The organism is Ktedonosporobacter rubrisoli, assembly GCF_004208415.1.
Classification (GTDB): Bacteria; Chloroflexota; Ktedonobacteria; order Ktedonobacterales; family Ktedonobacteraceae; genus Ktedonosporobacter; species Ktedonosporobacter rubrisoli.
On the sequence record NZ_CP035758.1, the window covers coordinates 2,633,369 to 2,659,713 of the forward strand.

The 26,345-nt window shown below is 51.7% G+C and carries 21 protein-coding genes; 11 read left to right on the forward strand and 10 right to left on the reverse strand.

Features of this window, described 5'->3' with window-relative positions:
- The first annotated feature begins 58 nt into the window (after positions 1 to 58).
- Positions 59 to 1,051: an adenosine deaminase gene (add, locus tag EPA93_RS12060; RefSeq protein WP_129887725.1), complete on the forward strand. Its 993-nt coding sequence runs from the start codon at positions 59 to 61 to the stop codon at positions 1,049 to 1,051.
- A 61-nt stretch (positions 1,052 to 1,112) separates the two neighbouring features.
- Here the strand turns inward: add and EPA93_RS12065 are convergent, their stop codons facing one another.
- The 3 genes from EPA93_RS12065 to EPA93_RS12075 form a co-directional block, all read right to left on the reverse strand.
- Positions 1,113 to 1,457: a hypothetical protein gene (locus tag EPA93_RS12065; protein ID WP_129887727.1), complete on the reverse strand. Its 345-nt coding sequence runs from the start codon at positions 1,455 to 1,457 to the stop codon at positions 1,113 to 1,115.
- Between the two features lie 294 nt (positions 1,458 to 1,751).
- Complete coding sequence (locus EPA93_RS12070; protein WP_129887729.1) at positions 1,752 to 2,555, reverse strand: LLM class F420-dependent oxidoreductase; 804 nt, start codon at positions 2,553 to 2,555, stop codon at positions 1,752 to 1,754.
- A gap of 290 nt (positions 2,556 to 2,845) precedes the next feature.
- Positions 2,846 to 3,346, reverse strand: coding sequence for a pyridoxamine 5'-phosphate oxidase family protein (locus EPA93_RS12075; RefSeq protein ID WP_129887731.1), 501 nt, complete (start codon positions 3,344 to 3,346; stop codon positions 2,846 to 2,848).
- A gap of 174 nt (positions 3,347 to 3,520) precedes the next feature.
- Here EPA93_RS12075 and EPA93_RS12080 point away from each other — a divergent pair, with 174 nt between their 5' ends.
- The 3 genes from EPA93_RS12080 to EPA93_RS12090 all read left to right on the forward strand — a co-directional run bounded on the left by EPA93_RS12080 (position 3,521) and on the right by EPA93_RS12090 (position 6,935).
- A complete protein-coding gene (locus EPA93_RS12080; protein WP_129887734.1) occupies positions 3,521 to 4,837 on the forward strand; it encodes a phytoene desaturase family protein in 1,317 nt (438 codons plus the stop codon).
- A 144-nt stretch (positions 4,838 to 4,981) separates the two neighbouring features.
- Entirely contained in the window at positions 4,982 to 5,860 is an 879-nt protein-coding gene (locus tag EPA93_RS12085) for an RNA polymerase sigma-70 factor (RefSeq protein ID WP_242527390.1), read from the forward strand.
- A gap of 229 nt (positions 5,861 to 6,089) precedes the next feature.
- Positions 6,090 to 6,935, forward strand: coding sequence for an LLM class flavin-dependent oxidoreductase (locus EPA93_RS12090; RefSeq protein WP_129887738.1), 846 nt, complete (start codon positions 6,090 to 6,092; stop codon positions 6,933 to 6,935).
- A gap of 75 nt (positions 6,936 to 7,010) precedes the next feature.
- Here EPA93_RS12090 and EPA93_RS12095 read toward each other — a convergent pair whose 3' ends face one another.
- Entirely contained in the window at positions 7,011 to 8,621 is a 1,611-nt protein-coding gene (locus EPA93_RS12095) for an aminotransferase-like domain-containing protein (RefSeq protein ID WP_129887740.1), read from the reverse strand.
- Positions 8,622 to 8,742: 121 nt separating this feature from the next.
- Between EPA93_RS12095 and EPA93_RS12100 the strand changes: the two genes are divergently transcribed.
- On the forward strand, positions 8,743 to 9,369 hold the full coding sequence (locus EPA93_RS12100) for a DJ-1/PfpI family protein (RefSeq protein ID WP_129887742.1): 627 nt from the start codon (positions 8,743 to 8,745) through the stop codon (positions 9,367 to 9,369).
- A 311-nt stretch (positions 9,370 to 9,680) separates the two neighbouring features.
- Here the strand turns inward: EPA93_RS12100 and EPA93_RS12105 are convergent, their stop codons facing one another.
- Complete coding sequence (locus EPA93_RS12105; RefSeq protein WP_129887744.1) at positions 9,681 to 10,100, reverse strand: response regulator; 420 nt, start codon at positions 10,098 to 10,100, stop codon at positions 9,681 to 9,683.
- Positions 10,101 to 10,462: 362 nt separating this feature from the next.
- The gene (locus EPA93_RS12110) at positions 10,463 to 11,113 is read right to left on the reverse strand and encodes an MOSC domain-containing protein (RefSeq protein WP_129887746.1); all 651 of its coding nucleotides are present in this window, start codon (positions 11,111 to 11,113) and stop codon (positions 10,463 to 10,465) included.
- Positions 11,114 to 11,422: 309 nt separating this feature from the next.
- Here EPA93_RS12110 and EPA93_RS12115 point away from each other — a divergent pair, with 309 nt between their 5' ends.
- From EPA93_RS12115 to EPA93_RS12125, 3 genes are all read left to right on the forward strand, one after another.
- A complete protein-coding gene (locus tag EPA93_RS12115; protein ID WP_129887748.1) occupies positions 11,423 to 12,100 on the forward strand; it encodes a response regulator transcription factor in 678 nt (225 codons plus the stop codon).
- Positions 12,097 to 13,602, forward strand: a complete 1,506-nt coding sequence (locus tag EPA93_RS12120; RefSeq protein WP_165423043.1) for a sensor histidine kinase — start codon at positions 12,097 to 12,099, stop codon at positions 13,600 to 13,602. The genes EPA93_RS12115 and EPA93_RS12120 overlap by 4 nt, the downstream gene beginning before the upstream one ends.
- A gap of 177 nt (positions 13,603 to 13,779) precedes the next feature.
- Positions 13,780 to 14,220 (forward strand): cupredoxin domain-containing protein, encoded by a 441-nt coding sequence (locus EPA93_RS12125; RefSeq protein ID WP_129887752.1) that lies wholly within the window; start codon positions 13,780 to 13,782, stop codon positions 14,218 to 14,220.
- Between the two features lie 171 nt (positions 14,221 to 14,391).
- Here EPA93_RS12125 and EPA93_RS12130 read toward each other — a convergent pair whose 3' ends face one another.
- Together EPA93_RS12130 and EPA93_RS12135 are read right to left on the reverse strand one after the other, a co-directional pair.
- Positions 14,392 to 15,054, reverse strand: a complete 663-nt coding sequence (locus tag EPA93_RS12130) for a response regulator (RefSeq protein ID WP_129887754.1) — start codon at positions 15,052 to 15,054, stop codon at positions 14,392 to 14,394.
- Complete coding sequence (locus EPA93_RS12135) at positions 15,035 to 17,248, reverse strand: sensor histidine kinase (protein ID WP_129887755.1); 2,214 nt, start codon at positions 17,246 to 17,248, stop codon at positions 15,035 to 15,037. Before EPA93_RS12135 ends, EPA93_RS12130 begins: the two co-directional genes overlap by 20 nt.
- Positions 17,249 to 17,936: 688 nt before the next feature.
- On the opposite strand from EPA93_RS12135, the gene EPA93_RS12140 reads away from it, so the two are divergent.
- From EPA93_RS12140 to EPA93_RS12150, 3 genes are read left to right on the forward strand one after another with little or no spacing between them, the layout of a single operon-like run.
- Entirely contained in the window at positions 17,937 to 19,391 is a 1,455-nt protein-coding gene (locus EPA93_RS12140; RefSeq protein ID WP_129887757.1) for a UDP-N-acetylmuramoyl-tripeptide--D-alanyl-D-alanine ligase, read from the forward strand.
- Entirely contained in the window at positions 19,388 to 20,515 is a 1,128-nt protein-coding gene (locus tag EPA93_RS12145; RefSeq protein WP_129887759.1) for a D-alanine--D-alanine ligase family protein, read from the forward strand. Before EPA93_RS12140 ends, EPA93_RS12145 begins: the two co-directional genes overlap by 4 nt.
- Positions 20,516 to 20,546: 31 nt before the next feature.
- A complete protein-coding gene (locus tag EPA93_RS12150; RefSeq protein WP_129887761.1) occupies positions 20,547 to 21,116 on the forward strand; it encodes a GNAT family N-acetyltransferase in 570 nt (189 codons plus the stop codon).
- Positions 21,117 to 21,249: 133 nt separating this feature from the next.
- Here EPA93_RS12150 and EPA93_RS12155 read toward each other — a convergent pair whose 3' ends face one another.
- The gene (locus EPA93_RS12155; RefSeq protein WP_129887763.1) at positions 21,250 to 23,001 is read right to left on the reverse strand and encodes an MFS transporter; all 1,752 of its coding nucleotides are present in this window, start codon (positions 22,999 to 23,001) and stop codon (positions 21,250 to 21,252) included.
- Positions 23,002 to 23,142: 141 nt separating this feature from the next.
- Complete coding sequence (locus EPA93_RS12160) at positions 23,143 to 26,250, reverse strand: winged helix-turn-helix domain-containing protein (protein WP_129887765.1); 3,108 nt, start codon at positions 26,248 to 26,250, stop codon at positions 23,143 to 23,145.
- Between the last annotated feature and the right edge of the window lie 95 nt (positions 26,251 to 26,345).

Genomic DNA, 26,345 nt, shown 5'->3' on the forward strand with positions numbered 1-26,345 from the left:
ATCGCTACAGACTGAAAAGCGAAGTAAGAGCATTCTTGCAGAAAGAAGGAAATTCTAAGTGGATTTCAGGACTTATCCTAAAGTTGAGCTGCACCTGCACCTTGATTGCTCAGTGAGCTATGACGTGGTGCATAAGATAGATCCAACCATCAGCCAGGCCGCCTATGAGCGCGATTTTACGGCCCCTGCTAAATGTACCGACCTGGTTGAGTATCTTAAGCGTGCCGAGAAAGGTACAGCCCTCATGCAGAGCCGTGAAAATCTCTACCTGGTTGCTACTGATATGCTGCGCCAGTTACAGAGGGACAATATTCTCTATGCCGAGATCCGTTTTGCCCCTTTTTTGCATACGGAGCAAGGGCTCTCAGTTGAAGAGGTAGTGGAAGTAGTCAATGCCGCCACGGCTGAGGCCAGCGCAGCTACCGGCGTGGAGGCCCGCTTGATTCTCTGCACGCTGCGCCATTTTTCGCCTGAGCAGAGCATGCAAACTGTGCAACTTGTCGAGCGCTTCCGCGACACCCACGTGGTGGGCCTTGATATTGCTGGAGATGAAGCAGGCTTCCCTCTGGATGCCCATGCTCCAGCCTTTCAATATGCCGTCGAACATGCTATTGCGCGTACGGCGCATGCTGGCGAGGCCAGCGGTCCAGCCAGCGTCTGGGAGACACTTGAGCGCTTGCAGCCAGCACGCATCGGGCATGGCGCGCGTAGCATCGAAGATCTAAAGCTGGTTGAGATATTGCGCCAGGAACGCATTCATCTCGAAATCTGTCCAACCTCAAACCTGCAAACCAGTCTATGCGCTACCTATGCCGATCATCCAATCGATCAGCTCTATCGGCTTGGTGTGCCGCTAAACGTTAATACCGATGCGCGCGCTACGACGCCAATAACGCTCTCAGCGGAATATGCAAAGCTCAATCAAACCTTTGGCTGGGAGCGTACCCATTTCTTGCAGAGTAACCTGCAAGCCATACAAGCCTCGTTCTTGCCCGGCGAGGAGAAGCAGAGGCTTGCGCAGCGCCTACAGGCAGGCTACGCAGCGCTCTAGCTTTTATATTGCCACTTATGCCATGCCAGGCCTTGCTTATTATGGTCTGGCCCTGTGGCGCCTAATTATGGGCCTCCATGGCGAAAGAGTTCTCATTCTCGCTATAGCTAATCTCGAAGATAGTATTCGTATTAAGCTTATAATCCATTGTGCCAGCTTTCCCGCGCTGCAAAACGTAGAGAGCCTGCTGGATTGAAGAGGTAGCATCCTGTAGCTGTATGATCACTCCATTGAGATAAGGGTTGCGCTCATCGCTATAGCGAATGTGCTCTTGCATCTCGCCTGCCGGTATGTCCACGCTCACCTTGCGATCTGAGGGTGTATTGGGATCGTCACCGTTGCGCACTAAAAAAGTGACACGCAGCTGTTGACTGCTGCGATTAACAATTGTTTTTGTGACAGCCATTAGACTTTACCACCTTCCAGTGCTGTAAAATTCGCCCTAAGCGCGTAAGCATATATGCACTATACGCCAATCTAGCGATCCAAGAAGGAATTTTTCCATGCTTGCTACTCCTATTGTGCAGCCTCTGAAGAACATATATATGACTATGCATAAATAAAGAGATCTATGTGGGGAAAGTTACGAGCAAGCACGCTAATATAACAAGCGAGCGGGCAGAAAAGATACCAGAAGCTATCATGCAGTTTCATAATAAGGCTGCACGATAGCTAAAGTGGCGCTCCAGGGGAAAATGTTTTAGCGCGTTGCCAGCTGCCGGCCATCGCGCCACTTAACCAGGCGCTCAACGGCAGAATAGTCCCAGGGCTCATCCAGTTCCAACGTAAAGAAGCTAATACCTGTAGCAACCTTGTCGTCGAGCTCGTGTTCGCTGAAATCAGTTCTGATAGCGGTACTGCGTATAATCTCATTGGGGTTGCGCCCAACTTCTTTGCACCACTGATCGAGTACCTGATTCTTGTGAGCCAGGGTAGCAACATCACCAAAGCCATGCCAGATGTTAGCATATTTGGCAGTAATGTAGAGTGTCTTCTTTTCGCCGCCGCCACCAATCAGAATAGGAATGGAATACCTGACGGGTTTTGGTGCGTCCACTTCCCAGCGGTGGAGAATGGTTGGAATTGCCTCCTCCAACGCCTTCAGCCGACTGCCAGGCGTACCAAAATCATAGCCGTATTCTCTGTAGTCGCGCTCGAACCAGCCTGCGCCGATACCCAGAATCAGGCGGCCGTTGCTGATGTGATCAACAGTCTTGGCCATATCGGCAAGCAAAGCCGGATTGCGATAGGTATTGCAGCTGACAAGGCAACCGATCTGAGCACGTGTAGTGAGCGTAGCCATGGCCGTTAGTAAGGTCCAGCCCTCAAAATGGCTGCCCTGGGGATCTCCGTAGAGTGGAAAGAAATGATCCCAATTCCAGATGGAATCGACGCCTATTTTCTCTACACGTTGAACGGCTTCGGCAAAGCTCTGATAGGTGGTGTGCTGAGGGTGGAGCTGTACACCAACCTGTAAGGGATGAGTTGTTTGCGAATTGGCCATAGAAAACGAAATACCTCTCGAACTGAATTGAAGTTCTCTATCCGTTGGATTACAAACCTGGCAAGTCTCCAGGTCCCTCAGATCAGCGAAAGCTGCAGAGGTGGCAGACCTGCAACTTGCCACAAATCGGTATAAGTTTATAACACGCCACACATAAGTATTATTTCAAAATTTCTGAAAACATTAAGACTTTTCGATCCTTATGCGTCGGCGAGCAGGCGCGAATTTATGTTTTATCATGGGCGTCGGCTTATCTTTAAGTATCGACTCTACTAGAGAGTCGATAAGAGCTAGCGCATATCAAGTTTTACATCTTCACCGATATCCTGGGGTTTACCGGTTATGCCCTTAATGGCGGCATAGAGTCCACTCATCTTACCAGCTGGAGCGTCCCAGTACTCGGCGCTATCGACATGAACCTTGAGCAGGGCAAGGTTAGGATCATCCTCTCCGTTGGGAAACCAGGCTTTATACGTAGATTTCCAGTACTCTTTGATTTTTTTACGATCCTGCACAAGTTGTGCTGTCCCCGAAACCGAGACGAACGTCATATCATCGGACCGCATATAGCTCACATTGACCTGGCGATTTTGTTCTATCTGATTCACCTTGGGAGAATCTGTATAGGTAAAGAACCATAAATCACCTGTGAAATCCGCATCCTGAGTCACCATCGGACGACTACGCAATACGCCATCGGCTTCCTGGGTGGTCAACATGGCGAAGCGAATACCTTTGATCTTTTCTTGCAAAAGTTTTCTATCATCTTTGCTGTTTGTGTGATGTGTCATAGATCTCTCCTTAAGCAAGCTAGCGGCAAATTCTTATCGATTTTTACTTCTGATACACGCTGGAGATTGAGTAAGGGAATACATTCATAGCTCTCTTTTGTCACAAAGTTTGGGCTTATCTCGTCTGCTTTGCGTAAAATTCTTCAATAGTTAAAAAATAAGGAGAAGGCTATCATGGAGGCTCAATCTATGCATGCAGATGTTGTTATTATTGGTGGCGGCTTGGCCGGCTTAAGCGCAGCAGCTTATCTGGCGCGGGCTGGTGTTAGCGTGACCTTGTTTGAAAAGGCTGCAGAGTTGGGAGGGCGGGCGGCCACACGCGACTATGAAGGCTATCATTTTAATCGTGGTATCCACGCTTTCTATACAGGAGGGGCGGCCACACAGGTTTTAGCTGAGCTTGGAGTTCACTATAGCGGAGGCACGCCAAAACATGTTTTTGCTTTAAAGCAAGGCAAGTTGCATGTAGCGCCATACGATGCGCTTTCGATGCTGCGCACAGATGTGCTGGATGTGGCCGATAAACTTGAGCTTGGGCGTTTGTTTGCGGCCTTACCGAAGCTGAACGCGCAGGATCTGCGCTGGACGAGCACCCAGGCCTGGCTGGATAGCATAGCCCATCGCCCGCGCGTGAAGCAATTTCTGGGCTCATTTGTCGCTCCCCAGGTCTATACTTCAGCCCTCGATCTGGTTAGCGCAGAATTTTTCGTCGCGAAAACACAGCAGATACTTAAGAATAATCCTACGATCTATGTTGATGGTGGCTGGCAAACGCTTGTAGAGGGATTGCGCGAAGTAGCAGAAAAGGCAGGAGCGCGTATTGTGAGCAGCAAGCGAGTCGAGGCCGTTGAGTATCAAGATGGTCAGGTACGGGGTGTGGGTTTGCATAATGGAGATCAGTTGTCTGCTTCGGCGGTGATCATTGCAACCGAACCGGGAGATGCGGCAAAGTTGGTCGATGCCGACAAATATCCGGAACTGCGCCAGATTTTTGAGGCCCTGGTTCCTGCTCGTTTAGCCTGCCTCGACGTTGCCCTGAGCCGCGTACCCAACGAACATTATCATGTAGTTCAAGACCTTGAGCATCCCTGCTTTATGTCGGCGCAGTCGTTTTATGCGCGCATTGCACCTCAAGGAGGAGCTCTTATCCATGCTTTCAAGCAGCTTGATCCCCGGCAAACCACAGATCCACATCAGGATGAGCGCGAGCTAGAGGCTTTGCTTGATGCGGCTCAGCCCGGGTGGCGTGAGGTAGTGGTCAAGCGCTTCTTTTTGCCGCACATCGAAGCTCTTGGCATGTTGCCTCTGGCGAAGAGTGGCGGCTATGCGGGCCGCCCCGGGCCGCAATTGCCCGGTATGGCTAATCTCTATCTGGCCGGCGACTGGATCGGCGAGGGATTTGGCATCGATGCAAGCCTGGGCAGTGCGCGCCAGGCGGCGCAACTGCTTCTAGAAAAAGGAGCTATGAGCCGAATAAATGAGAATGCTTAGCCTTCGTTATGACGCTGATCTTTCTACATGCGCGACACTGGTTATAGCCAGTGTCGCATGTCTATATTATCGCTAACTGAGAAAGCTGATTATATAATATTATGTAGAGTGATGAAGCTGGAAAATGCCAGAACGGAGGATAAATTGAAAGGTTCTGAGGATGCTACACAAGTATTTAATCAGTATCGCTGGCTACTCTTTTCTATTGCTTATCGCATGCTGGGTAGCGCTACCGACGCCGAAGATATCGTACAGGAGGCTTTTGTGCGCTGGCTGCAGGCCAGCGAAGAGGAAGTGAAATCCCCAAGAGCCTATCTATCAACAGTAGTTGTCCATCTCTGCATTGACTTTCAGCGCTCAGCCCAGGCGCGCCGCGAAGTATATGTTGGTCCCTATTTGCCCGAGCCTCTGGGCACACATCTGCGCCCAGAGCTAATTGAGACGCCACTGCTGGCCGAATCCCTCTCTTTTGCTTTTCTGGTCCTGCTGGAAAGTTTGCCACCTTTAGAACGGGCAGTCTTCTTGTTGCGCGAAGTTTTTGAATATAATTATGACGAAATCGCCACAATCGTTGGCAAGGGCGAGGCTAACTGCCGACAGATCCTCCATCGAGCTCGCGAGCATCTGGAGCAGCGGCAGCGGCGCTTTGAGGTCTCGCCTGATCAACAGGAGAGAATCACTTACCAGTTTATGCAGGCTAGCAATAACGGTGATATGCAAGGCTTACTCAAGTTGCTGGCTGACGATATTGTCTTTACCGGCGATAGCAATGGTAAGGTTCGTGCAGGCTTAAAACCGGTAAAAGGACGCGACAAGGTTGCCCGTGGTATGCTGGGTGGGTTGCGCCTGCTCGCAGTGGATATGGAGACGCGGATAGAGGAGATCAATGCCCAGCCGGCTATTGTGGGATATGTGAATGGGCGGCCCTTTGGTGTAGTGCTTCTTGACATTGAGGGTGGGCTGATTCAGCATGTCTATGCAGTCCTTAATCCAGACAAACTTAGCTGGTTAGCCGCGCGCTGAGCACTTGCGCTTGCAGGTTTTTCGGCTTTTACAAACGAGATAGCTAAAGGCCAGAGCTTGCCAGGATTGGCTCAACAGTTCTCGGCAGCATTGGGAAATGCTATACTTGAGTTAGTTGCTCTCAAGCGGGTAAAAGTCGATCGTTGATGTCGAGGGAGGCATTAAGGCTTGAGAGGTCAATGAGAGAGCTGTTAAGGTAGGGATACACTGAAAGGAAGCAGCCGTACATATGCAATTTGCTATCGATATTCCCCACTTTGGAGCGCTTAGCGATCCGCTGCTGGTAGCCGAGCTGGCCCATGAAGCTGAGGAAATGGGATGGGATGGATTCTTTGTCTGGGACCATATCAACTACAAACTCCCCGATTTACCACAAGCTATGGCAATAGCCGATCCCTGGATACAAATGAGCGCAATTGCCCTGCGAACCAGTCGTATCAAGCTTGGCCCAATGGTTACACCGCTGGCTCGTCGTCGGCCCTGGAAAGTTGCGCGCGAAACTGTCACGCTAGATCATCTCTCAGGTGGCCGCCTGATTTTTGGTATTGGGCTGGGAACTGACCGCAGCGGCGAATATAGCATCTTTGGTGAGACAACAGACGCCCGAGCGCACGGAGAGCTGCTTGACGAAGGGCTTGAAGTCCTGACAAAGTTGTGGAGCGGCGAGAAATTTAGCTATGCAGGCAAGCATTATCAGCTCTCACAGGCGCAATTTCTGCCCAAACCTTTGCAACAGCCTCGCATTCCTATCTGGGTTGCCGGCCACTGGCCGCACAAAAAGCCCCTGCGCCGGGCAGCTAAGTTTGATGGCATCTTTCCCCTCATGCGAGAGCGCGCGCTGACCCCCAACGATTTTCGTGAGATCCTTGGTTATGTCAGGGAGCAGCGCACGCAAGATACCCCCTTTGATGTTGTGGCCGGCGGCCTGACGAGCGGCACAGACAAAGCGCGGGATGCGGCCCAGGTGGCCTCTTTTGCCGAAGCCGGCGCAACCTGGTGGCTAGAATGCTATCTTCCCCAGCATACCCTTGAGCAGGTGCGCCAGCGTATCCGCCAGGGACCCCCGCAATTCTAAGCCCGCTCGTGTTGGCGTGCTGCATCCAGATCCCTGGCTCGCTCCGACAGGAGGAGGATGGCTGGCTAGCCATCCTTAGACCTCGGTCGTAAATTGCGGAGTTGAATGGATAGGGCGCCTTTCTGTTTGTACAAGTGTCTGCAGTACGGCAGCGAGGCGCCGCGTTGCTTCTTCAAGCTGCTGCGGCGATTTGTCGGCGAAAGTCAGGCGGAGCGTATTGCTGCTTTGCTGCGTACGTACTGGCGCAAAGAATTGACCAGGAGCAAGCACCAATCCACGCGATGCAGCTTCCTCAACAACCTGTATGCTATCCAGATGCTCTGGAATGCTGAGCAGAAGATTGAAGCCGGCCTGGGGGATACTCCAATGGCAGCCGAAGGGGCTCAACTCCTGTTCCAGAGCGGTCAGGAGGGCGTTGCGCCGCTGATGATAAGTTCGGCGAATATGGGTAAGCTCGCGCTCGTAGGCCAGGGCGTTCAAATAGTGGAGGACTGTACGCGTTGTTGAGATAGGCGTTGGACGATCAAAGATCTGCTTTTGCCGCACCAGCACTGAGAGCAGAGCGGGCGCGGCGACGATGCAGCCAAGCCGTACGGCCGGGAAGATCGTTTTGCTGAAACTTTTTAGATAGATGACGCGTCCCTCTGTCTCATAATTCCAGATCGCAGGAGCAGGCGTGACACCCTGATAGTAAAGCTCATTGAAGGCATCATCCTCGATAATTAACAAGTTATGTTTGCGTGCCAGCTCGGCCAGGTGACGGCGGCGCTCCTGGGCTAAGCTAACTCCTGTTGGACTCTGACCTGTCGGAATGGTATAGAGCAGGCGTGGCCGGTTTTGAGGTGTAGCTTCTAACTTACGCGCCAGAACCTCTGTTTGCAGACCGTATTCGTCAAGCGGTATCGTCTCCCACTGCACACCGCGCTGCTCAAAAATGTCAAGGGCAGAAATATAGCTCATTTCCTCCACAAAGACACTATCCCCAGGTTGTAGCAAGCTTCGTGCTATAAGATCAAGCCCTTGCTGGGTGCCGCTGGTGAGCAAAATACTTTCAGTATCAACATAGATACCGTAACGCCTGATATATGCTGCAAGAAAGGAGCGCAAGGCGGGATCACCAAGGGCGCTGGCCCCATATTGCAGATTGTTGGTGTCCTCCTCCTGCTTTAAAGAAATGCCCGCCTGGGTCATGGCCTCTTGCCAGCGCTCCAGCGAGAAGAGGTTGGCATCAGGATTTCCACTGGAGAAATGCAGCAACGGCTCTTCGGCAGGCCAGCGCTTCACTGCATTTTGTAAAGTGCGTTGCAGCAGCGCGGCCCTGGGTAGACGAAGCTGCTGTTGGAGCGCTGCCATCCATTCGGGCGGCTTTGCTGGAGGCTGCTGGCTTCCTTCTAAAGTTGGCTGAAGCGGCTTTGCCTGGAAGGCAGATGTTATGCTCGGTCGGGGCAGAAGGAAGGTTCCTCGCCCAATACTGCCGCTGGCTACGCCTTCGAGGGCCAGGACATCATAGGATTGCGAGACAGTAATGGGACTGATGCCTAGCTGCTCTGCTAGCTTGCGAATGGGCGGTAACTTTTCGCCGGGCTGCAACTCTCCCTCTTTTACCGCCCGTTTAATATGGTCTGCTAATTGACGATAAAGCGGAGTAGAGGCGTCTTTCTGTAAGGCGAAGCAGCGATAATCCATGCAAATCCTCCCTCATTTTGCCGCGTATCATTGACAAATGTTCTTGTATGTACTATTGTATTTATAGCATATCAATAGTGATTTTGTCAAGATTGTAATTAATAACAATTTGGAGAAAAGAATGGATATCGCAATAGTGCTGTTTGAGGGCTTCGAGGAAATGGATGCGCTTGCCCCTTTTAGCGTATTTCAGCAAGTGACGATGCATAGACAAGATATGCATGTCAGGCTTGTCTCTTATGATGGTGCCGAGGAAGTCACGGCCGCTCATGGGTTGCGTGTGCGCGTAGACGAAACGCTCTCCTTAGAGAGCCCGCCGGATGTGCTCATAGTTCCGGGAGGTGGTTGGGCGTCGCGCGCTGAGAGAGGAGCCTGGGCGGAGGCAGAGCAGGGTGTCTTACCTGCGCACCTGGCTCGCTTTAAACAAGCTGGCGTGACGATGGGTGCGGTTTGCACCGGTTCTCTTCTCCTGGCAAAGGCTGGTTTGCTTGCCGGGCGCCCGGCAACGACCCATCATCTCGCTATAGAGGACTTGCGCGCAGCCGGGGCTCAAATTATCAATGCGCGTGTGGTCGATGATGGCGATGTCGTAACAGCAGGAGGCGTAACTTCCGGATTGGATCTTGCCCTCTGGCTGATTGAGCGCTACTTTGGAGCAGAAATAGCCATCTCTATAGAAAGCCTTCTAGAGTATGAGCGACGTGGTACGGTCTGGCAACATGGGCCTCAGACTGCCAAAAGCGCTTAGCAGCTTATTTCCTCAGCATGCCAGCGAGCTATAAAGAGAAACCCTGGAAATTTTACCTCATAAGCCTGATTGGCTGAGCGAGTAGGGAGATCTAGTCAGGTACAAAGCTAACCTCAGCAGCTGAAATCCTGCCTGGGGTTAGTACTCTTTCTTCAAGGTAAGCGCTACCAAATAGAAAATAACATTCCGTCCGCTGCCCAGTTACCTTGATAAGTTTCTCGCTCGCGAGAAACTTTAGATACCATTAGCGGAGTATAAGCCTATCCATGCAGCGATAAATTCGCTACTTTCCCTCAAGAAGTGAGATTCGCTTATGCCTCTTGAGGTTCTAGCAATTCCCGCAGCGTACGGGTCAGCTCGTCGAGCTCAAATGGCTTGTATAGACTATGTAGTTTGCGCTTTTCCAGCTCCTTTTGCGGAAGGCGTGAACTTGCCGTTATGAAAAGAGCTGGCACATTTTCATGTCCTTCGGTCGAGCGTAGCAAATCATAGAGATCAAGGCCATCGATACCAGGAAGTTGATAGTCAAGGAGAAAGAGGTCGAATTTGAAGTGGCCAGTCATTCTTAAGGCTTCAAAGGCATCATGCGCATGAATGGCGCGATAGGGAGTCTCTTCCCTGATCATCTGGATGAGGCAAGCCCCAAAGTCAGCATCATCCTCAACTACGATGATCAGCTTAAACGCGGGGGAAGTGGTCTGGGCTGGCGAGCATGTTTCTTGCTGTATCATCAAAGGCTCCTTGCAATTCTGCTAACCACATTTATGTCTCTATCTAGTATACATTCTTTCGGTGTGGAGACGCAGCTTGATGGGAAAAAAGGTGAAACACCACGATATATCCTGCACCATCAGGCTTTCGGGATGAGCAGCTCATTTGTATCGCTGTCATCCTGGCAGAAATGAACAACATTACTCGCTGGCTTCACGCTTTAATTTATGTAATTCTATGTACTCAAGCTGCATAGGAAGGCGCGTAAGCCTCTGCAACTCCCACCTGGAAAAGGATAGCGCGGAACTCCTTGTAGGTCAAGTGGGAATGCAGACAGAAAGAGGAAGGAAAGGAGGTTTTTTTCTGTCGATCTACCCCGTACTCAGGAGGGAACTGGATGTTTTTTCAGCCTTTCCTTCTCCACACCGGCCTGTAGAAGTTCATCGTTTTCGAGCACATAGACGCGATCTCCTGGCCCAATCACCTCTTGTCCTGTTGTAGGGGCAACATGAGCATAGAAGCCACGACGGCCATGACGCAAGAATTGTAGCGTCCGCTTGATTTGATCTCTGGGGTGAGGTAACCAGGGATGTAGGGCAAAACGGCAGAAGAGGACGCAGGGCTCGGTAGCTGCCGGTTGGGTGAGATAGACAAATTCGCCAGTATAAGCATTCTGAATAGCAAGAGCCTGGCCCAGGTCGGCCAGCGTGTAGTAAGCTCCTGTTTGGATAAGAATATTTTCTCCAGCGCAGCCATCGAACATATGCTTACCAAATTGAGCGCGCAATATGTCATAGTGGCTGGTAAAACCAATAGAGATCGCGTTATTTCCTCGATAGCGCGACTGGGAATGCTGTGCATGGTGGACATCCATTACCTCTTCATCGGCACTGGTTATCCCCACGACGCCCTTAGAGGTGAGGCAGAGACGATCGACTACAAGGAGCCGAGCGGGATCATAGCGTTGGGGATGACCATGCTTGATCGGAAGTGGTTGGATTTGGACGCGTATAATCTGCCCTATTTCACGCATCGAGCGATAGTCCTTTCTCTTCTATTTATTCATAACAAATGGTTTTCAGGGTTATTTCTTTACAATGAAGGGACGCTAGACCTCTTCTCCTAATGTGTGGATGAAATTAATACATTTCTTTATACCTTTAGTGACAAGCTCGCTCGCCTGTTCGTAGTGATACACAGAAAAATGCTCTGGTAGGCAAAAGTACATTCACTTTCTTCTACGCTTACATGTTACTATAGCAAAGACGAATGAGAAAACGATGAGAAGATATGGGTTGACATATGCAGGTTCTCATAATTTACAAAGCAGGAGTAGAGTTGTATGCGTATTTTGCTTGTAGAAGATCATCCTTCTTTGGGTCCTGATCTCAAGCGGAGCCTCGAACGTTGCCATTATGCAGTTGATTTAAGCATTGATGGAGACGACGCGGTTCATCTGGCGCTGGTTTTTCCTTATGATCTCATTATCCTTGATATCCTCTTGCCTGGCCTGAATGGTTTTGAAGTTTGTCGCCAATTGCGCACCCGACAAAGCAACGTGCCCATTCTCTTTCTTACGGCCCTGGAAGGGGTCGATGATCGAGTTCAGGGACTTGATCTTGGGGCCGATGATTATGTAACTAAGCCTTTTGACTTTCGTGAATTAGAAGCCAGGATACGGGCCTTGCTCAGGCGTGAGAGTACGCCTAAAAACACTGTGCTCAAGTTTATGGATATCACTATGGATACAAGTACTCATGAAGTGCGCCGGGGCCAGCGGCTCATTCGCCTTTCCAGCAAGGAATATACTCTGCTGGATTTTCTCATGCGCCGGCCTCGTGAGGTACTTAGCCGTACCACGATCGCCGAACATGTCTGGGATTACGATGCTGAACACCTCTCCAACGTGATTGACGTCTATGTGGGCTATGTGCGGACAAAACTATGTGCCGATGGGGAGCCCAATGTTATTCAGTCTGTGCGCGGCATTGGCTATCAGCTAAAGGAGCCGGAACGATGAAGCCGCTTCTGCGTCACCTTTCTCCCCCAGGTATTCGTATGCAACTAACGCTCTGGTATACTCTTGTCTTTGCCTTCCTGCTGGCGATTTCGGGCTATCTGCTGTATAAACATCTTGAAGCTAAATTAGATGCCAGCCTTGATAGTAATTTGCAAACGCAGGCTCAGCAGATCGCTAAAGGGATCAGCTATGATCATGGTACAATCAGGCTTCATGGGGTAGCCCGTCAGTTGCCGGATTTCACGCTGAGCGTCGAGGAGGAGCGTTCTCAGCATGTAGATGTTGCCTTTAGCGTTCTTGTGCGCTTGCTCGATAGCCGAGGCACGCCCTTACACGAGACACCGGCCTTTGAGAACTTGATGGTGCCCGAGGCAAGCGTAACGCAACCCCTGCAAGGTGCCTCCTGGCATGGAACGATCTGGGCGCAGGATGGACAGGAGGTCCAGCTCTATAGCCAGGCGCTCAGCCAGAATGGCAAGCCTTATGCGGTAATCCAGATAGGTCAGCCGTTAGGTGAACTGCATCATACGCTACAGAATATTGCGCGCGAGCTTTTCATGCAAGGAGGCTTGATTCTGCTTTGCAGCGCCCTGGGCAGCTATTGGCTAGCTGCGCGCGCTTTAGCCCCTATTCAACAGTTGACCCGGGCGGCCCGCGATATTAAACGTGGCGATTTGCAACAACGTGTCCCCGTACCTCGTTCAACTGACGAAGTGCACTTTCTAGCCAGTACCTTCAACGAAATGATCGCCAGCCTTGAAGAGATCTTTCGCCGCCAGCGCCGCTTTGTCGCCGATGCGTCCCATGAGCTGCGTACTCCCGTAACGGCGATTCGTAGTAAGACGGATCTAGCCTTGCTTCAAGCCGATCTTCCGGCAGAGTATGCGCAGATGCTGCAAGAGATCAAGGGCGAAACTGAACGGCTAGGACGCCTCATTAGCGATTTGCTCGCCTTAGCGCGTGGAGATGAGCACCAGACGCACTTTGAACTGGAACCAGTGAGCCTCGATCGTCTTGTGCAGGCTGTTGCCTCTACTGCCGAAGCGCTGGCTCTAGAGCGTGGAATTGAGCTGCAAGTTCAGGCAGCGCAACATACTGTTGTGCTTGGCGATGAGGCGCGGCTGATCCAGGTGGTGATGAATCTACTGGATAATGCGTTACGCTATACCGAGGTGGGAGGAAGCGTTATACTTTTGGTGGAGCACGACGAAGTTTTAGCACATCTGATGGTCAAGGATACCGGAAGCGGTATTGCTCCTGAACATCTCCCTCATATCTTTGAGCGTTTCTATCGCGCCGATCCCGCGCGTACACAAACGACAAGCACCGGAAGTGGATTAGGTCTCTCGATTGTTGAGTGGATTGTCACTGTGCACAAGGGAACTGTAAAGGTTGAGAGTCAGCCAGGAAAGGGCTCAACCTTTAGCGTGGCTTTACCGCTGGCCCCTGCAGAGTTTTGGGCAAATGAAGATGAACCACAGGATAGCCTGCATATATCCTGATCCTTCTCTTGACATCTGACTGGGGACATATTATATTCTTAAACATATCTCTATCCCCTGTCCGGGGGTATGGGTATGTTTAAGACAACGCAAATCGGCCCAAAGGGTAGGGATGCTATGGCCGTTAAGCTGCAAGTTTTATGCTCCAATCGAAGCACAGAAGGAGAAAAAATAGGAATGAAGTTACATTGGTTATCCGGCATCTTGTTGGGAGTGACGTTACTGTTTATGACTGCCTGTGGTAGTTCAACTACCTCTTCAACCGCCAACTCGTCGACAGTACCACAGGATGTTACAGTCAAGCTCTCGGATTTCAAAATTGACTCGTCGCTCTCCAGTTTTGCCCCTGGCACCACTTATCGTTTTGTGATCACCAATGATGGACGCACAAACCATGAATTTATGATTATGCCTAAGGCGGAGGGCAATATGGGAGGTATGGACATGTCGCACATGGATGGGATGGCCTTAACGGCTCTTGATGATATTAAGCCGGGTGAGACGAAGACGCTCGAATATACCTTTGCCGCTTCTACTGCGGGCTCACGTCCAGAATTTGCTTGCTATTTGCCAGGACATTATGAGGCTGGTATGAAACATGATGTAAGCGTAAAATAACTGAAACTGATGTTTGGATCTCGCCCGCTCTTGAAGAGCGAGAAGGGCGGGTGAAAGTTGCTAAAAATTACTTTACATCAATCAAGTTAAGGATAGTTAGCGTCACGCGTATCCACTAAGGATAGGTGGCAAGACAATGCGTGTAGAGCTTAGCAACTGTGCAACGCAGGGCTACTTGAGATGTGCTTCGCGGGCCAGAACAATGGCCTGCGCACGATCAGCGACCTGTAGTTTGCTGAAAATATTCGAGACGTAATTGCGCACTGTGTTATGGCTCAGGACCAGGCGCTCGGCGATTTCTGTGTTGCTAAGGCCTTGCGCGATTAGCTCCAGGATCTCACGTTCGCGCCTGGTCAGATCGGGAAATGGTAATTCTGGCGCTGCACTCTCAGGTAGGGATGTTGCGAAAAAATTCATAAGGCGCAAGGCTATAGCGGGACCGAAAATTGCCTCGCCACTACCTACCGCGCGAATCGCCCGTAGGATATCGTTCTTCTGTGCATCTTTAAGCACATACCCGAGCACGCCGGCTTTCATAGCCGCGAAGACAGAAGCATCGTCTTCAAACATAGTAATGACCAAGATTCGGATGTGCGGATTAATATGCAAAATACGGCGTGTGGCTTCGATCCCGTTCATGCCTGGCATGCGGATATCCATTAAGATGATATCTGGCTGTAGCTGTTCTGCTTGCCTTACAGCATCTTCTCCAGTGACAGCCTCCCCAACGACTTCAAAATCGGCTTGAGCCTGCAACAAACTTAGCAGGCCGTGACGAAAAAGGGGATGATCATCGGCAAGCAGAATGCGTAATTTAGCGTTTGTTTGCTCCATCGACTACTCCTGTGCGTAAGGGGAACCGGGCACAGACGCGCGTGCCCACTCCGTTGTTGGATTCGATGACACAAGTTCCTCCAATTTCCTCTGCTCGCTCGCGCATCGAGAGGCTACCTATGCCCATGTGGGGCGCGGCAGATATACCAATCCCGTCATCAATAATCTCTACTTGTAGCACATCTGCTGCGCTCAAGCGTATCCAGCAGATGTTGGCCTTGGCATGTTTCACGACATTCATAAGGCCTTCCTGGATTATACGATAGGCGGCAACTTCGACGGCGGCGGGCAAAGCTTGTAGCGTTTCTGGAGCCTGCACAATGACTTTTAAGCTCGCCTCTTTCTTCGGCGAGGATGGGCTTATTGCCCCAGTACCCATCTGCTGAATTGCGTATTCGCGTATTGCCGCGATGAGACCCAATTGATCTAATGTCGGAGGCCGCAAATTGTAGGCAAGTTGTCTGATGTCGGCGATAGTAGTTCGTAACTCTTTTTCGAGCTCCCTGGCCATCTGGGCAGCGGAGGGCGAATTGGTAAGCGCAACTTCGCTTATCGTGTTGGCTGAGAGCGCAAGCGCCGCCAGTGTAGGGGCAACGCCATCGTGCAGATCACGGCGTATACGGTAGCGTTCCTCTTCGCGGGCCAGGACGAGTTGCTCACGAGAACGTTGCAAATCGCTAGTTAAGCGTTGTAGATTGGAGGTGAGGTGTGCCGCGTGAATAACCAGCTCCGCTCTTCGGGCCAACTCTTGCAGCAACTTTTGATCTGATTCTGTAAAAATCTCATGTGGGCCGCGTGGGGCCAACACCATTTCGCCTAACCGCCCCGCTTGCCCCACGAGCGGTATCTTCAGTAACGCCTCTCGCTCTATCCCGGCTATCTCCCCAAAGGCTGCATTGACTCTCTGCATACCATCTTCTTCCAGGATAATAGCCGCGTAAGGCAGCATAAGGGCCTGGGCCGCTACCTCGGTTATTGCTTGTAGCGCGGCCTGGGGAAGTAGCGTTCTTTCTAAACGTTGGTTCAGACGCGCGAGCACAACATAGGGGGCATCGCGCTCCCCATACAACAGTTTATTTACATTACGCTGTAAGATAGCACGTAGCGGCTGTATCAAGGCAGCTATAAGCCCAGTTGCTAGCAGTGGAACAAGGGGGTTATTGTTAGTTTGAAATAGGATTGCGCTCCCACCAACTATGGAGATATAGAGAGCGACGATGCACACACTCAAAAGAGCATAGACCAGGGTACGGTTGATAAATAGGCCGAGATCCCATAAGCGATAGCGTAAAACAGCGATACCAAGGGTTAAGGGCAGCAAAATTCCTGCCAGGAGTATGCCTGCTCGGGAAGTGAGAACGAGAATACTGTAGGAGCTAAAGAAGAGCTTGACAGAAAATCGGCCCAGAAAGGCGGCAATTTGCAGGGTCAGGCCGCATACTACCCAGCGACTTTGCTGGCGCTGTACATTGTCAACTAAGCTTGTATAACGATAAATAAGAATGAGCTCAGCAGTAACCTGCATAATGAGGTTGAATATATCTTGGGATAACGGATACCATGCTTTTGAAGTGGCGGGCCAGAAAGAGATAGCTATACGTGCTAGGATGAACAGAACGAATATCCCTGTAGCTACAAATTCTTTGCGCGAGATGAAACGCCCATCGGGAAAAAGCAGAAAAAAGAAAAACCAGAGCGAAGGTCCACAAAAATCGAGCAATAATAGCAGGAAAGACCATATTGACGAGTGAGGGGCTAGAATATCATAAAATGGCCTGAATGAAATAGTTCCCCCTAGTGTAACTAGCATAAAACCAGTATATAGGGCTATCCATTTGCGCGGAGTGTGCCAGAAAATGAGTGTGGCTACGCTGAAAAAGACGCTGGCCTGAAGGAGACTGAGGATCATAAAAGAAACATTTAGCATATCCGCAGAGACTCCCCAGTTCTGGAGCGCGAGCGCCTCGGAAGGCGAGAAGGCACATGTAGGACTTTCGCAGTTCTTTACGAAGGCAGGAAAGCTTAGCAGGATGTGAGTTCCTATAAACAGGACTACAAACAACCAGGCAATCTGCAGTATAAGCAGTTTTTTGCGGGCAATGGGAAGCATCTGCACATCCCTGGGCCGGAACACATGGGCTAGCCAGGGTTGAGCGATAAAAGATCTATCTATCCGCCAAAATGAACGTTTCATCGAGTCCTTTCTTATTTCTGCTGTTCAATATACTACGCGTAAGGCTGACTTATTTTACTATACGTACTTAGTTGGATGAAGGTGCATTTAGTTTTGCTGCTCTTCGCTGCTCTGCCCATCGATGCATAGAATGGAGCACTTCATGGTCTCCAGGTCCTATTTTGCCTATGATTGGCTCTTGTGCCACAGAAATTGTATGATTGTACTGAGGCTCCTTTCCCTTGACAGGCTCACCTTTATCTTGTAGTATTTAATGCTGTATTAATGTTGTGATACACTGATAGATAAAAACGAGGAAATGGGAAGTACGTTGCAGATACCATATGCACAGCAATGCCCTATCCCTGCATAGTTGATTGAGCGGATTTGGCACGCCCTGCGAAGAAGGCATATTTTTTCCAGCGCTAGGGAAGAAAAAGGCCATATCGGCATAATGCCAGACAAGTATTTAATTTACAGCATATGAACGAGACGCTGGAATCCGCTCATGTGGAAATAAACGTAGGTAAAATGGCTAGGCGGTATTGCTGCCGAGCATTCTCCTCAGCTGGTGGCGGGAGATGAAGAATCTCCTGAACAAGTTTCAGTATCCTGTGGCGGATCGAAAGGGCGCCCTATCCGGAGCCGTCCACCATGCAGCAAGGATGCTCTTATTTTTCGAAAAGGTCAAGTAGAAAGGCACTATAGGATGTTTAGTTTCGAGGATCTTCTACAGGGAAACCGGGGACATATCTCTATTGTGGGCACAACCGATCCTGCGCCGGATCTATCCTTCCGTAGCGCGCAGCACGATAGCCGCCACTGCGGTGTGGGAGATCTTTATATAGCGCTGAAAGGTGCCAGAGTGGATGGGCATGACTTTATCCCTGACGCGGCACGAGCCGGGGCCATTGGCGCCCTCTGTACCACGCCTCACGCGGACGTTCCTCCAGGTTTTCTTCAATTTGTTGTGCCAGATGTCGTCAAAGCTGTCCAGGCTACCGCGCGGGTGAGAGTGCAACGACAGCCAGAAACCATAAAAATAGGTATAACTGGTAGTAGTGGCAAAACGACGACCAAGGAAGCTATTGCGGCTATCCTGAGTAAAGTTGCTCCAACCTTAAAAACTTACTCCTCTTATAACAATGAGCTTGGCTATCCCCTTACCCTTTTGAGTTTGCAAGCAGAGCATCGCTATGCAGTTCTGGAGATGGGAACCGAGCGTATAGGAGAGCTACGTGAGCTTTGTGAAACGATTGCGCGCCCCGATTGGTCTGTCATTATTACTGTCGGCGCGGCTCATTTGAAATACTTTGGCACACGAGAAAACGTCGCCATTGGCAAGAGCGAACTTGTGCAGGTGCTCTCAGAAGAAGGCATAGCTTTGTTGAACTATGACGACCAGCGGGTACGGGCGATGAACGAGAAGACCAGAGCACGTGTAATCTACTATGGCAGAGATGCCCAGGCCGATGTGCGCGCGGTGGAGCTTCAAGGGCTTGGTCTCTTCGGCACCCATTTTATCCTGTGCGTTGAGCGGCAGAAGATTCCGGTGAAACTGGCATTGCCGGGCGCACACGGAGTCACCACGGCGCTGGCTGCTGCGGCTGTTGGCCATGCGGCGGGTATACCGCTTGATGTCATACGCGATGGATTAGAGACGCTTACACCGTTTAAAGGACGGGGTGAAGTCAGGCGCGGCGCAGGTCCCAATGGTAGTACAGTCATCGATGATACTTACAATTCCGTCCAGGAATCCCTTATTATAATGACACAGGCTCTGCGCGAAACACCGTTGCCGGCCACTGGCAAGCGTTGGGCGGTTCTGGGGGAAGTGATGGAGCAGGGAGACTATACCTTGGAGGGACACTATTCTGTGGGGAAGGCTCTCAATGGCACCTGCGACTATCTGGTGGCCATTGGAGACTACGCCCGCTACTTTATCCAAGGCGCGCAGGAGTCGGGCATGCCGGCACAAAACATCTATTACTTTCAGGTCGATCCCTATCAGGAGGCCGAGGTAGAGGAGGCCAAACGCGCAGCTGTTGCCCTGCTCAAGGAGAAAGTGAAGTCTGATGACCTGGTTCTGGTCAAGGGTGGGCATCGCTTGCACATGGAAACCATGGTAGCCCTCCTCACAGACCAAAAAGGAGAAGAAGAATGACTATAAAGAAAAAACGCATTGGGGTTGTCTTTGGTGGGCGCTCTGGCGAGCACGAGGTTTCGCTGAACTCGGCAGCCTCGGCTCTGCAATATCTGGATCGCGAGAAATATGAAGTCATCCCAATTGCGATTACCGAGCAGGGAAACTGGCTCTGGGGCGTCGAGCCAGAGAAATTGCTCCAGGCCAGAAAAGATCCGGCCCTTGGCGAGTCCCAGGCCGATACTTCCGCTGTGGCAGTAAAGGCAGGCAGCGATGCTCCGCAATCCTTGATTGACCTTCAGAGTGGAAATCCTCTTTCCAGTGTTGAGGCGCTCGACGTATTCTTTCCCATTTTGCACGGTCCGCATGGAGAGGATGGCACGATTCAGGGACTCTTTGAGATGGCCAACGTCCCTTACGTCGGGTGTGGTGTGTTGGGCTCGGCAATTGGCATGGATAAGGAAATCATGAAAAAGATCTTCCACATGGCCGGCTTGCCTCTCGTCGCTTCACTTACCTTTAAGCATCACAGCTGGGAGCGTAATCCCGAGGACGTACTTGACACCATAGAGCAGCGCCTGCCCTATCCTTGCTTTGTGAAGCCGGCCAATCTTGGCTCCAGCGTTGGCGTCAACAAGGCACGAGATCGGGCGGAATTGGAGAGAGCTGTGAAGCTTGCCTTTTCATATGATCGCAAGATCGTTGTCGAGCAAGGCCATGCCGTGCGTGAATTCTCCTGCGCGGTTCTTGGTAACGATGAGCCGCAAGTCTCGGTCGTTGGCGAGGTCCTGCACGGAAGCGATTTCAATAGCTATGAGGCAAAATACGTAAATCATACGGCTCAGTTCGATATTCCGGCAACTCATATTCCCGACGAACAGGCCCAGGAGCTGCGTGCAATGGCGCTGCGGGCTTATAAGGCCCTCGATCTTAATGGGATGGCGCGCGTAGACTTCTTCCTCGATACAGACACAAATACTTACTATATCAACGAGGTCAACACCATGCCCGGTTTCGAGAAGACGAGCCTGTATCCTCAACTCTGGGCCGTGAGCGGTCTCTCGTATCCCCAACTCCTGGATCGCCTGATCCAGCTCGCTCAAGAGCGTTATGCGGAGAAGCAGCAACGACGTTATAGCCGGTAAATCGATGGCAGGAGGTGAAAGGAATATCATCATGGAGCAAAAAGAAATGCAGAACCCTTTTCTTATAGGGCCGCGCCTCTATGTGCGCCCACTTGAGCCAGAGCAGGATTTTGACAAGGTGGCCCGCTGGCACAACGACGAGGAGATGCGTAGCTATTTCAATGTCTACCCGAGCAATAATCACCGTATAAAGGAGCGCCTTGGCCAGTTCTATCGAGAGTTCTCGCATATTTTGTTAGGTGTAGCGCTCAAAGGTGAAGCTGAGATTATGGGTATTGCTGGCTTAAAAGACATCAATATGCTCAATCAGAGTGCCGAGTTCTATGTGAAAATCGATCCTTCTCGGCAGGGTAAGGGGTACGGCACTGAGGCAACAAAACTCCTGTTACGTTACGGTTTTCTTGAGCTAAATCTCAACCGTATCCAGACCCAGGATATGGAGGAGAATATTGCTGGCTGGCGTGCCGATGAGAAGGCAGGTTTTAAGTACGAGGCAACCCTGCGACAGATGATTATGCGCTTTGGCAAATATCACGATGTCCGCGTCTATAGTATTCTACGCGCAGAATATTTAGAGCAGCTCCAACAAGAAAGCCAGTAAAGCACCTCGGGGAAAAGCCTGGAGCAGCTTGCCATTCCAGGCAATCAAGCATGAAAAAGGATCTCCCTCGCGGCACAAAGCTCTACCTCAAAGCGCGGAGCTTCGTGCCAGCGCATATCTTAGCGCAGCAAAATTAGTGCGCAGCCGTGACGAGAGGCGGTTCGCTTTGTGTATCCTGCGCGGGCTTGCGGCGCTCGCTTGCCGTGATGAGCGAGACGATGGTCCCAATGGCCGCGAAGATGGCAGAAACGAGCCAGGTCAGGCGAAAGTCATTGATGATTCCCTCCTTGAATTGGTGCGCAATGCTGTCATTAAGCGATCTTAGCTCTGGCTTGAGAGCCTGGCCGGCGGGACCGGGAATCTTATCAGCCAGCTTGCTCAGGTCAAATGAAGCCCGATTTGACGATGAGGAGGATGCGTCCTCTGCTGAGGCAGGAGTGCTGGCGCTGCTCCTCTTCAGCCCCTCGATGATGCTGCTGCGCAGCTGTGGAGGCAACTTGCTATCCTGGCTTACAATCTGCACCGAGTTCTCGCGAGCCTGATCAATGTTGGGCATGATCTGGCTGGTAAAGATGGCGATAAGAATAGCGACGCCCAGCGCAAAGCCAATTTGGCGGAAGGTGTTAAAGATGCCGCTGCCTACGCCAAGTTTGGTGCGTGGTATATCGGAAAGGGCGAATGTTGGGAAGTTCTGAAAGCCGAGACCCATGCCAATGCCCAGGAACGTCAGACGCCAGGCCATATCGAGGTAGGAGGTATCTGCATTGGTGAGAAAGGTAAGTATAAAGCCAATCGTCAATGCAGCCAGACCAACCGTACCCATGATGCGAGGATTGAGGAAGCGACTGAAGGCACCCGAAAGTAGCGAGACGACAAAGGATGTAAGGGGAATGGGCAAGATCGCGTAAGCTGCGTTGAGCTGGTCATTGCCCTGCGCATTGATGTAGTAGAGTACCATCATCAAGAACGCGCCCTGAATGGCGACTCCAAAGAGGAACATCGATATATTGGAGGCGGTGAAGCTCCGAATCTTGAACAGGCTGAAATCGACAATCGGATCTTTCTGTCTTGTCTCAATGAAGACAAAAAGGACCAGGCCCACGAGCGTGGCGGCCAGGAGCGCGAGAACCGTGAGTGAGCCCCAACCCCAGGCGTTGCCTTGCATAATCGCCAGGACGAGGCAAAACATGGCAATGCTCAGGACTAACAGACCAGGCAGATCAATACCCTTGCTGCCATTGATCTGGCGCGTCTCAGGGACGAAGAGAGCGACCATAATCAAGCCAATGATGCAGAAAGGAATATTGACGAAAAAGATTGCTCGCCAGTCGAAGTTCTGGACCAGGAAACCGCCAAGTACCGGGCCAACTGCCGAAGCGATTCCCGCTGCCGCGCCCCAGACGCTGATTGCTGCTCCTCGCTTCTGGGGTGGGAAGATCGAGATGATGATGGCCAGGCTAATAGGATTGAGGGCGGCAGCTCCAATGGCTTGGAAGGCCCGCGCTGCGATAAGGACCCCAATTGAGGGTGCGAGCGCACAGAGGAGCGAGCCCAGGCTAAAGACTACCATGCCAGCCATAAAGATCAATTTGCGGCCAAATTGATCGGCAAAACGACCAATGCTTACTAAAAGCACGGCAAAGACCAGGCTGTAGGCGTTCAGGACCCAGGTTGCCGTTGTGAGATCGGTATTGAGCTTAGAAGCGATATCTGAGAGCGCAATATTGACGATGGTAACATCGAGAAGGGCCATAAAAAAGCCAAACATGAGCGCCCCTAGCGCGAGCCAGGGATTGGCTATCTTGCCGTTGCGCAATGTGAAGGTAAATTGTTCCCCTTGCCCGGGTGACGTATTCGGGCGTAAGGAACGCTCTGTCGCGGACATATAATTACTCCTTAATCAGAATAGGGAGAAAAGTCTCAATGTCGAATTTCTGTGATAGCAGAAGTATAAGGAGAAAGCGGGTAGGCTGGCATCACCCGGTCGGGGCATTTGGGCGGGTGATTTGATGAGGGAAACCGTACTCTATATCAGGCCTAGACGTCGTGCCACTTCGCTGGCCTCGTGGCGGCTGCCAATATCAAGCTTGCGATAGATACTCTTGACCTGCGTTTTCACAGTATTGAGGGAAACGACAAGTTCGCTGGCGATCTCCGGGTTGGTGCGGCCCGCGACAAGGAGATTGAGTACACGTCGCTCCTGTGTACTTAGCGCTTTGAGCAAGTCATCGCTGTCAGTCGTTGCCTTCGAGGGCTGGTTGGTGGTGAAGCTGCGCAACAACGTACGCAAAAAAGCCACCTGCAGCGGCGCACGTACCTCGGCTGCAATCCCCTTCAACAGGGCAGCCATATCGGCGCCTTCATCGAGGAAGAGACGCTGATAGCCAGCGCTTTGTGCCAGGGAGAGCGCTTCTTTGAGTGCCTCTTTCGCCTCCTGTCCGCGCCTGAGGCGTTCATAGGCTTGGGCCATGATCAGTAATATCTCTACTTCACTGCGAAAGCGCGTCTGACTCTGCGCCTCTGCTCGCCAGTAGGTAAGGATATCTAGCGCCTTGTGCACCTGCTCCTCTTCTCCCTGGGCAATCAACAGCCGCGCGGCCAACAGATCCTCTTGCTCGCGCGCGATATCTGCAGGGGAGTCGTTCTGAGCCAGAGTGCGTAGTCCGGCAAGCCGGCGTTGTGCAGCGAGGAGATCACCAGAGGCAAGGGCGAAGCGCGCCAGCCAGAGTTCGACCTCGCGGCCAAAGCGTGGGTGCGCCAGACCAGTCGCCAGGAGCTGCAAATAATTAAGCGCCTGTGCATGCTCACCGCGAGCGTAGAGCATGCGCGCTTGCAGGATTGCCGATTGGAGACATAATAGTTCATCGCCAGCCTCAGTGTTTACTGTGTAGGCCTGCTGGATATACTGCTCGGCCTCTGCCAAACGGTTCCACTCATAACAGATTGTCGCCAGCAGGAGCAGGGCCGTTCCCTGATCTGAGCGATCATCTACGGCTATGTCGAGGACCTGCTGCATAAGCAAAGTTGCCTGTTCAAGATGGCCAGCCCCAAGGGCAAGATAGCCCTGCTGGACAAGCGAACTACTCCTGGTATAACTATTCTCGTAGGAGACAGGTTTGAGCTTCCCGGCTTCATGCATGAGCTGTCGGGCCTCGCTCACCCTGCCCGCAAAGATCGCTGATATGCCGAGCAAAGAAAGCGCAAGACTCCGCCAATATTTTTTCTCCTCCGGCAAGAGCTTGAGCGCTTCCTGCGCGCAGCAGATTGTGCTTGCTTGATCGTTTACGTGCTTGCTGAGAAGCGCGTGCAAGGCCAATACTTCGCCCAGGCGAGGCAGGTCGCCGAGTGTGCGCAAGCGATCCTCGGCCATCTGGAGATACTTCTCAAACTGTGGCTTTAAGGTTGACAGGTGCCGATGAGCCGTAAACGGTATTACCATGGCGTATGTTTCGCTAAGTGTTGGTGACGTGCGCAGGATCTCTTCAGGGAACTGTCTGAGCCAGCGCAAAAAGGTATGCAATTCCTGATGTTGCAAAATATTTTCTGACTCAACTATACGTGTCATCAGCGCAGCAGCTCGGGTCACTTCGTGCGCGCCCAGCGCAGACTCAACCGCCTCATAGAGCATATCGTGTTGCTCATACCAGTGACTGGCTTTGCTAGCGATGGCAAGTAGACTCTCTTCGCCAAGACGGCGACGTGCCTCATGCTGCATCGCCTCAGCGAAAAGCGCATGGTAGCGATACCAGGTACCACTCTCGTCTATTGGGAGCAAAAACAGGTTTGCGCGCTCAATCTGTTCGAGCAAAAGCGTGCTGTCAGCGCGGCCTGTCACCGTATCGCAGAGCGAACCCGTCAGGCGGGCAAGGCCTGTCGTCTGCAGCAAAAAGGTTTGCAGCGGCTCCTCCTGAGAGGAGAGCACATCGGCTACCAGATAGTCGAGGATATGGCGCTGGCTCCCACTGATATTTGCCAGGCGCTGCTCCATCTTGTGGGCTGAGAAAGCTTCATCCCCTTGCAGAGCCAGCGTGAGCAGGCGTAATCCGGTGATCCAACCCTCAGTCCGTCTTTGTAACAGGTCCAGTAGCGAATCCTCAAGCGGAAAAGGTAAGGTCTGCCGCAAAAAATCTCGCGTCTCATCCTGAGTAAAGCGCAGCTGGGACGCCCCAAGTTCAAGCAGTTCATCGTGGGCGCGCAGCTGGGCCAGAGGCAACGGCGGTTCTGCCCGCGTCATCAGGAGCAGATGCAGGCTGGCGGGTTGATGCTCAAGGAAGAAAGACATAGTTTGATGGATTTCGCTGTTGTGAATGGCATGATAATCTTCAAGCACCAGGATGCCGCGTTCCGTCAGGTCGGCCAGCTCGTTAAGCAGCCCGGTGAGAATGGTTTCTAGCGAAGGATGTGGAAAAGGAGGCCGTTGGGCTATGTGCAACAATGGCAGGACGCTCTCTCCCAGGTTCGGTTGAAAGGCCTGGCAGGCCACAATAAGATAGTGCCAGAAACGGATCGGATCGTTATCTCCCTCATCCAGGGCAACCCATGCGACTTGAGGTGAGCTTCTATCGTGCTTATGGCGTGTCTCTATCCAATTGCTCACCAGCGTTGTTTTGCCGAAACCAGCCGGCGCTTGTATCAGCGTTAGTTTGCGTAGAAGTCCATCATCAAGTCGAGCCAGCAAACGCTCGCGAGCAAGTAGGGAAGCAGTTGGGCGTGGAAGGTGCAGTTTGGGCGCGAGCAGCGGCGGCTGCTGTGATTGAGTGGGCTGAGGATGCGGCTTGTGCAGCTCCTGGGCCGGCTCACTCTGAATGCTCTCTGCTTGCATGGTGAGGGCAAGCTCCTCCAGACGAGTAGTTGTAAGATCGGCCGAGCGTCCGGCATACTTCTTCACGACACGTTTACCCTGACGGCGATAGGCGTACCAGTAGCCATCTCCCCCTCTTACGCGTGTCTCCTTAAGTAAATTGAGGTGTCCTTGCTGGCCTTGAAAGGAAAAAGATGCGTATTCGTCGAGGAGCTGGCATAAGGTGTCATGAGCTGATAACTCCAACCTTTTCTCTGTATTTCCATCTTTCTGCCAGATATAGTGGCTATCTTCTGCTGACCAGCGCAGCGTTGCCGGAACCTTTTTGGCCATGCCTTTCTCTCTTCCCGGGACATTGATGGGCTGTTCCCCAACGGTTGCATTTACGTGATTATATCCCCCATTTGATAATTGTGCAAGCGTTCCCC

Bases quoted from the DNA above. Each gene is read 5' to 3' on its own strand.
- EPA93_RS12075 (WP_129887731.1), bottom strand. From the start codon at position 3,346: ATGACACATCACACAAACAGCAAAGATGATAGAAAACTTTTGCAAGAA.
- EPA93_RS12070 (WP_129887729.1), bottom strand. From the start codon at position 2,555: ATGGCCAATTCGCAAACAACTCATCCCTTACAGGTTGGTGTACAGCTC.
- EPA93_RS12110 (WP_129887746.1), bottom strand. From the start codon at position 11,113: ATGCGTGAAATAGGGCAGATTATACGCGTCCAAATCCAACCACTTCCG.
- EPA93_RS12150 (WP_129887761.1), top strand. From the start codon at position 20,547: ATGGAGCAAAAAGAAATGCAGAACCCTTTTCTTATAGGGCCGCGCCTC.
- EPA93_RS12095 (WP_129887740.1), bottom strand. From the start codon at position 8,621: ATGGATTATCGCTGCTTCGCCTTACAGAAAGACGCCTCTACTCCGCTT.
- EPA93_RS12135 (WP_129887755.1), bottom strand. From the start codon at position 17,248: ATGAAACGTTCATTTTGGCGGATAGATAGATCTTTTATCGCTCAACCC.
- EPA93_RS12100 (WP_129887742.1), top strand. From the start codon at position 8,743: ATGGATATCGCAATAGTGCTGTTTGAGGGCTTCGAGGAAATGGATGCG.
- EPA93_RS12145 (WP_129887759.1), top strand. From the start codon at position 19,388: ATGACTATAAAGAAAAAACGCATTGGGGTTGTCTTTGGTGGGCGCTCT.
- EPA93_RS12065 (WP_129887727.1), bottom strand. From the start codon at position 1,457: ATGGCTGTCACAAAAACAATTGTTAATCGCAGCAGTCAACAGCTGCGT.
- EPA93_RS12130 (WP_129887754.1), bottom strand. From the start codon at position 15,054: ATGGAGCAAACAAACGCTAAATTACGCATTCTGCTTGCCGATGATCAT.
- EPA93_RS12115 (WP_129887748.1), top strand. From the start codon at position 11,423: ATGCGTATTTTGCTTGTAGAAGATCATCCTTCTTTGGGTCCTGATCTC.
- EPA93_RS12140 (WP_129887757.1), top strand. From the start codon at position 17,937: ATGTTTAGTTTCGAGGATCTTCTACAGGGAAACCGGGGACATATCTCT.
- EPA93_RS12125 (WP_129887752.1), top strand. From the start codon at position 13,780: ATGAAGTTACATTGGTTATCCGGCATCTTGTTGGGAGTGACGTTACTG.
- EPA93_RS12105 (WP_129887744.1), bottom strand. From the start codon at position 10,100: ATGATACAGCAAGAAACATGCTCGCCAGCCCAGACCACTTCCCCCGCG.
- EPA93_RS12120 (WP_165423043.1), top strand. From the start codon at position 12,097: ATGAAGCCGCTTCTGCGTCACCTTTCTCCCCCAGGTATTCGTATGCAA.
- EPA93_RS12090 (WP_129887738.1), top strand. From the start codon at position 6,090: ATGCAATTTGCTATCGATATTCCCCACTTTGGAGCGCTTAGCGATCCG.
- EPA93_RS12160 (WP_129887765.1), bottom strand. From the start codon at position 26,250: ATGGCCAAAAAGGTTCCGGCAACGCTGCGCTGGTCAGCAGAAGATAGC.
- EPA93_RS12155 (WP_129887763.1), bottom strand. From the start codon at position 23,001: ATGTCCGCGACAGAGCGTTCCTTACGCCCGAATACGTCACCCGGGCAA.
- EPA93_RS12080 (WP_129887734.1), top strand. From the start codon at position 3,521: ATGGAGGCTCAATCTATGCATGCAGATGTTGTTATTATTGGTGGCGGC.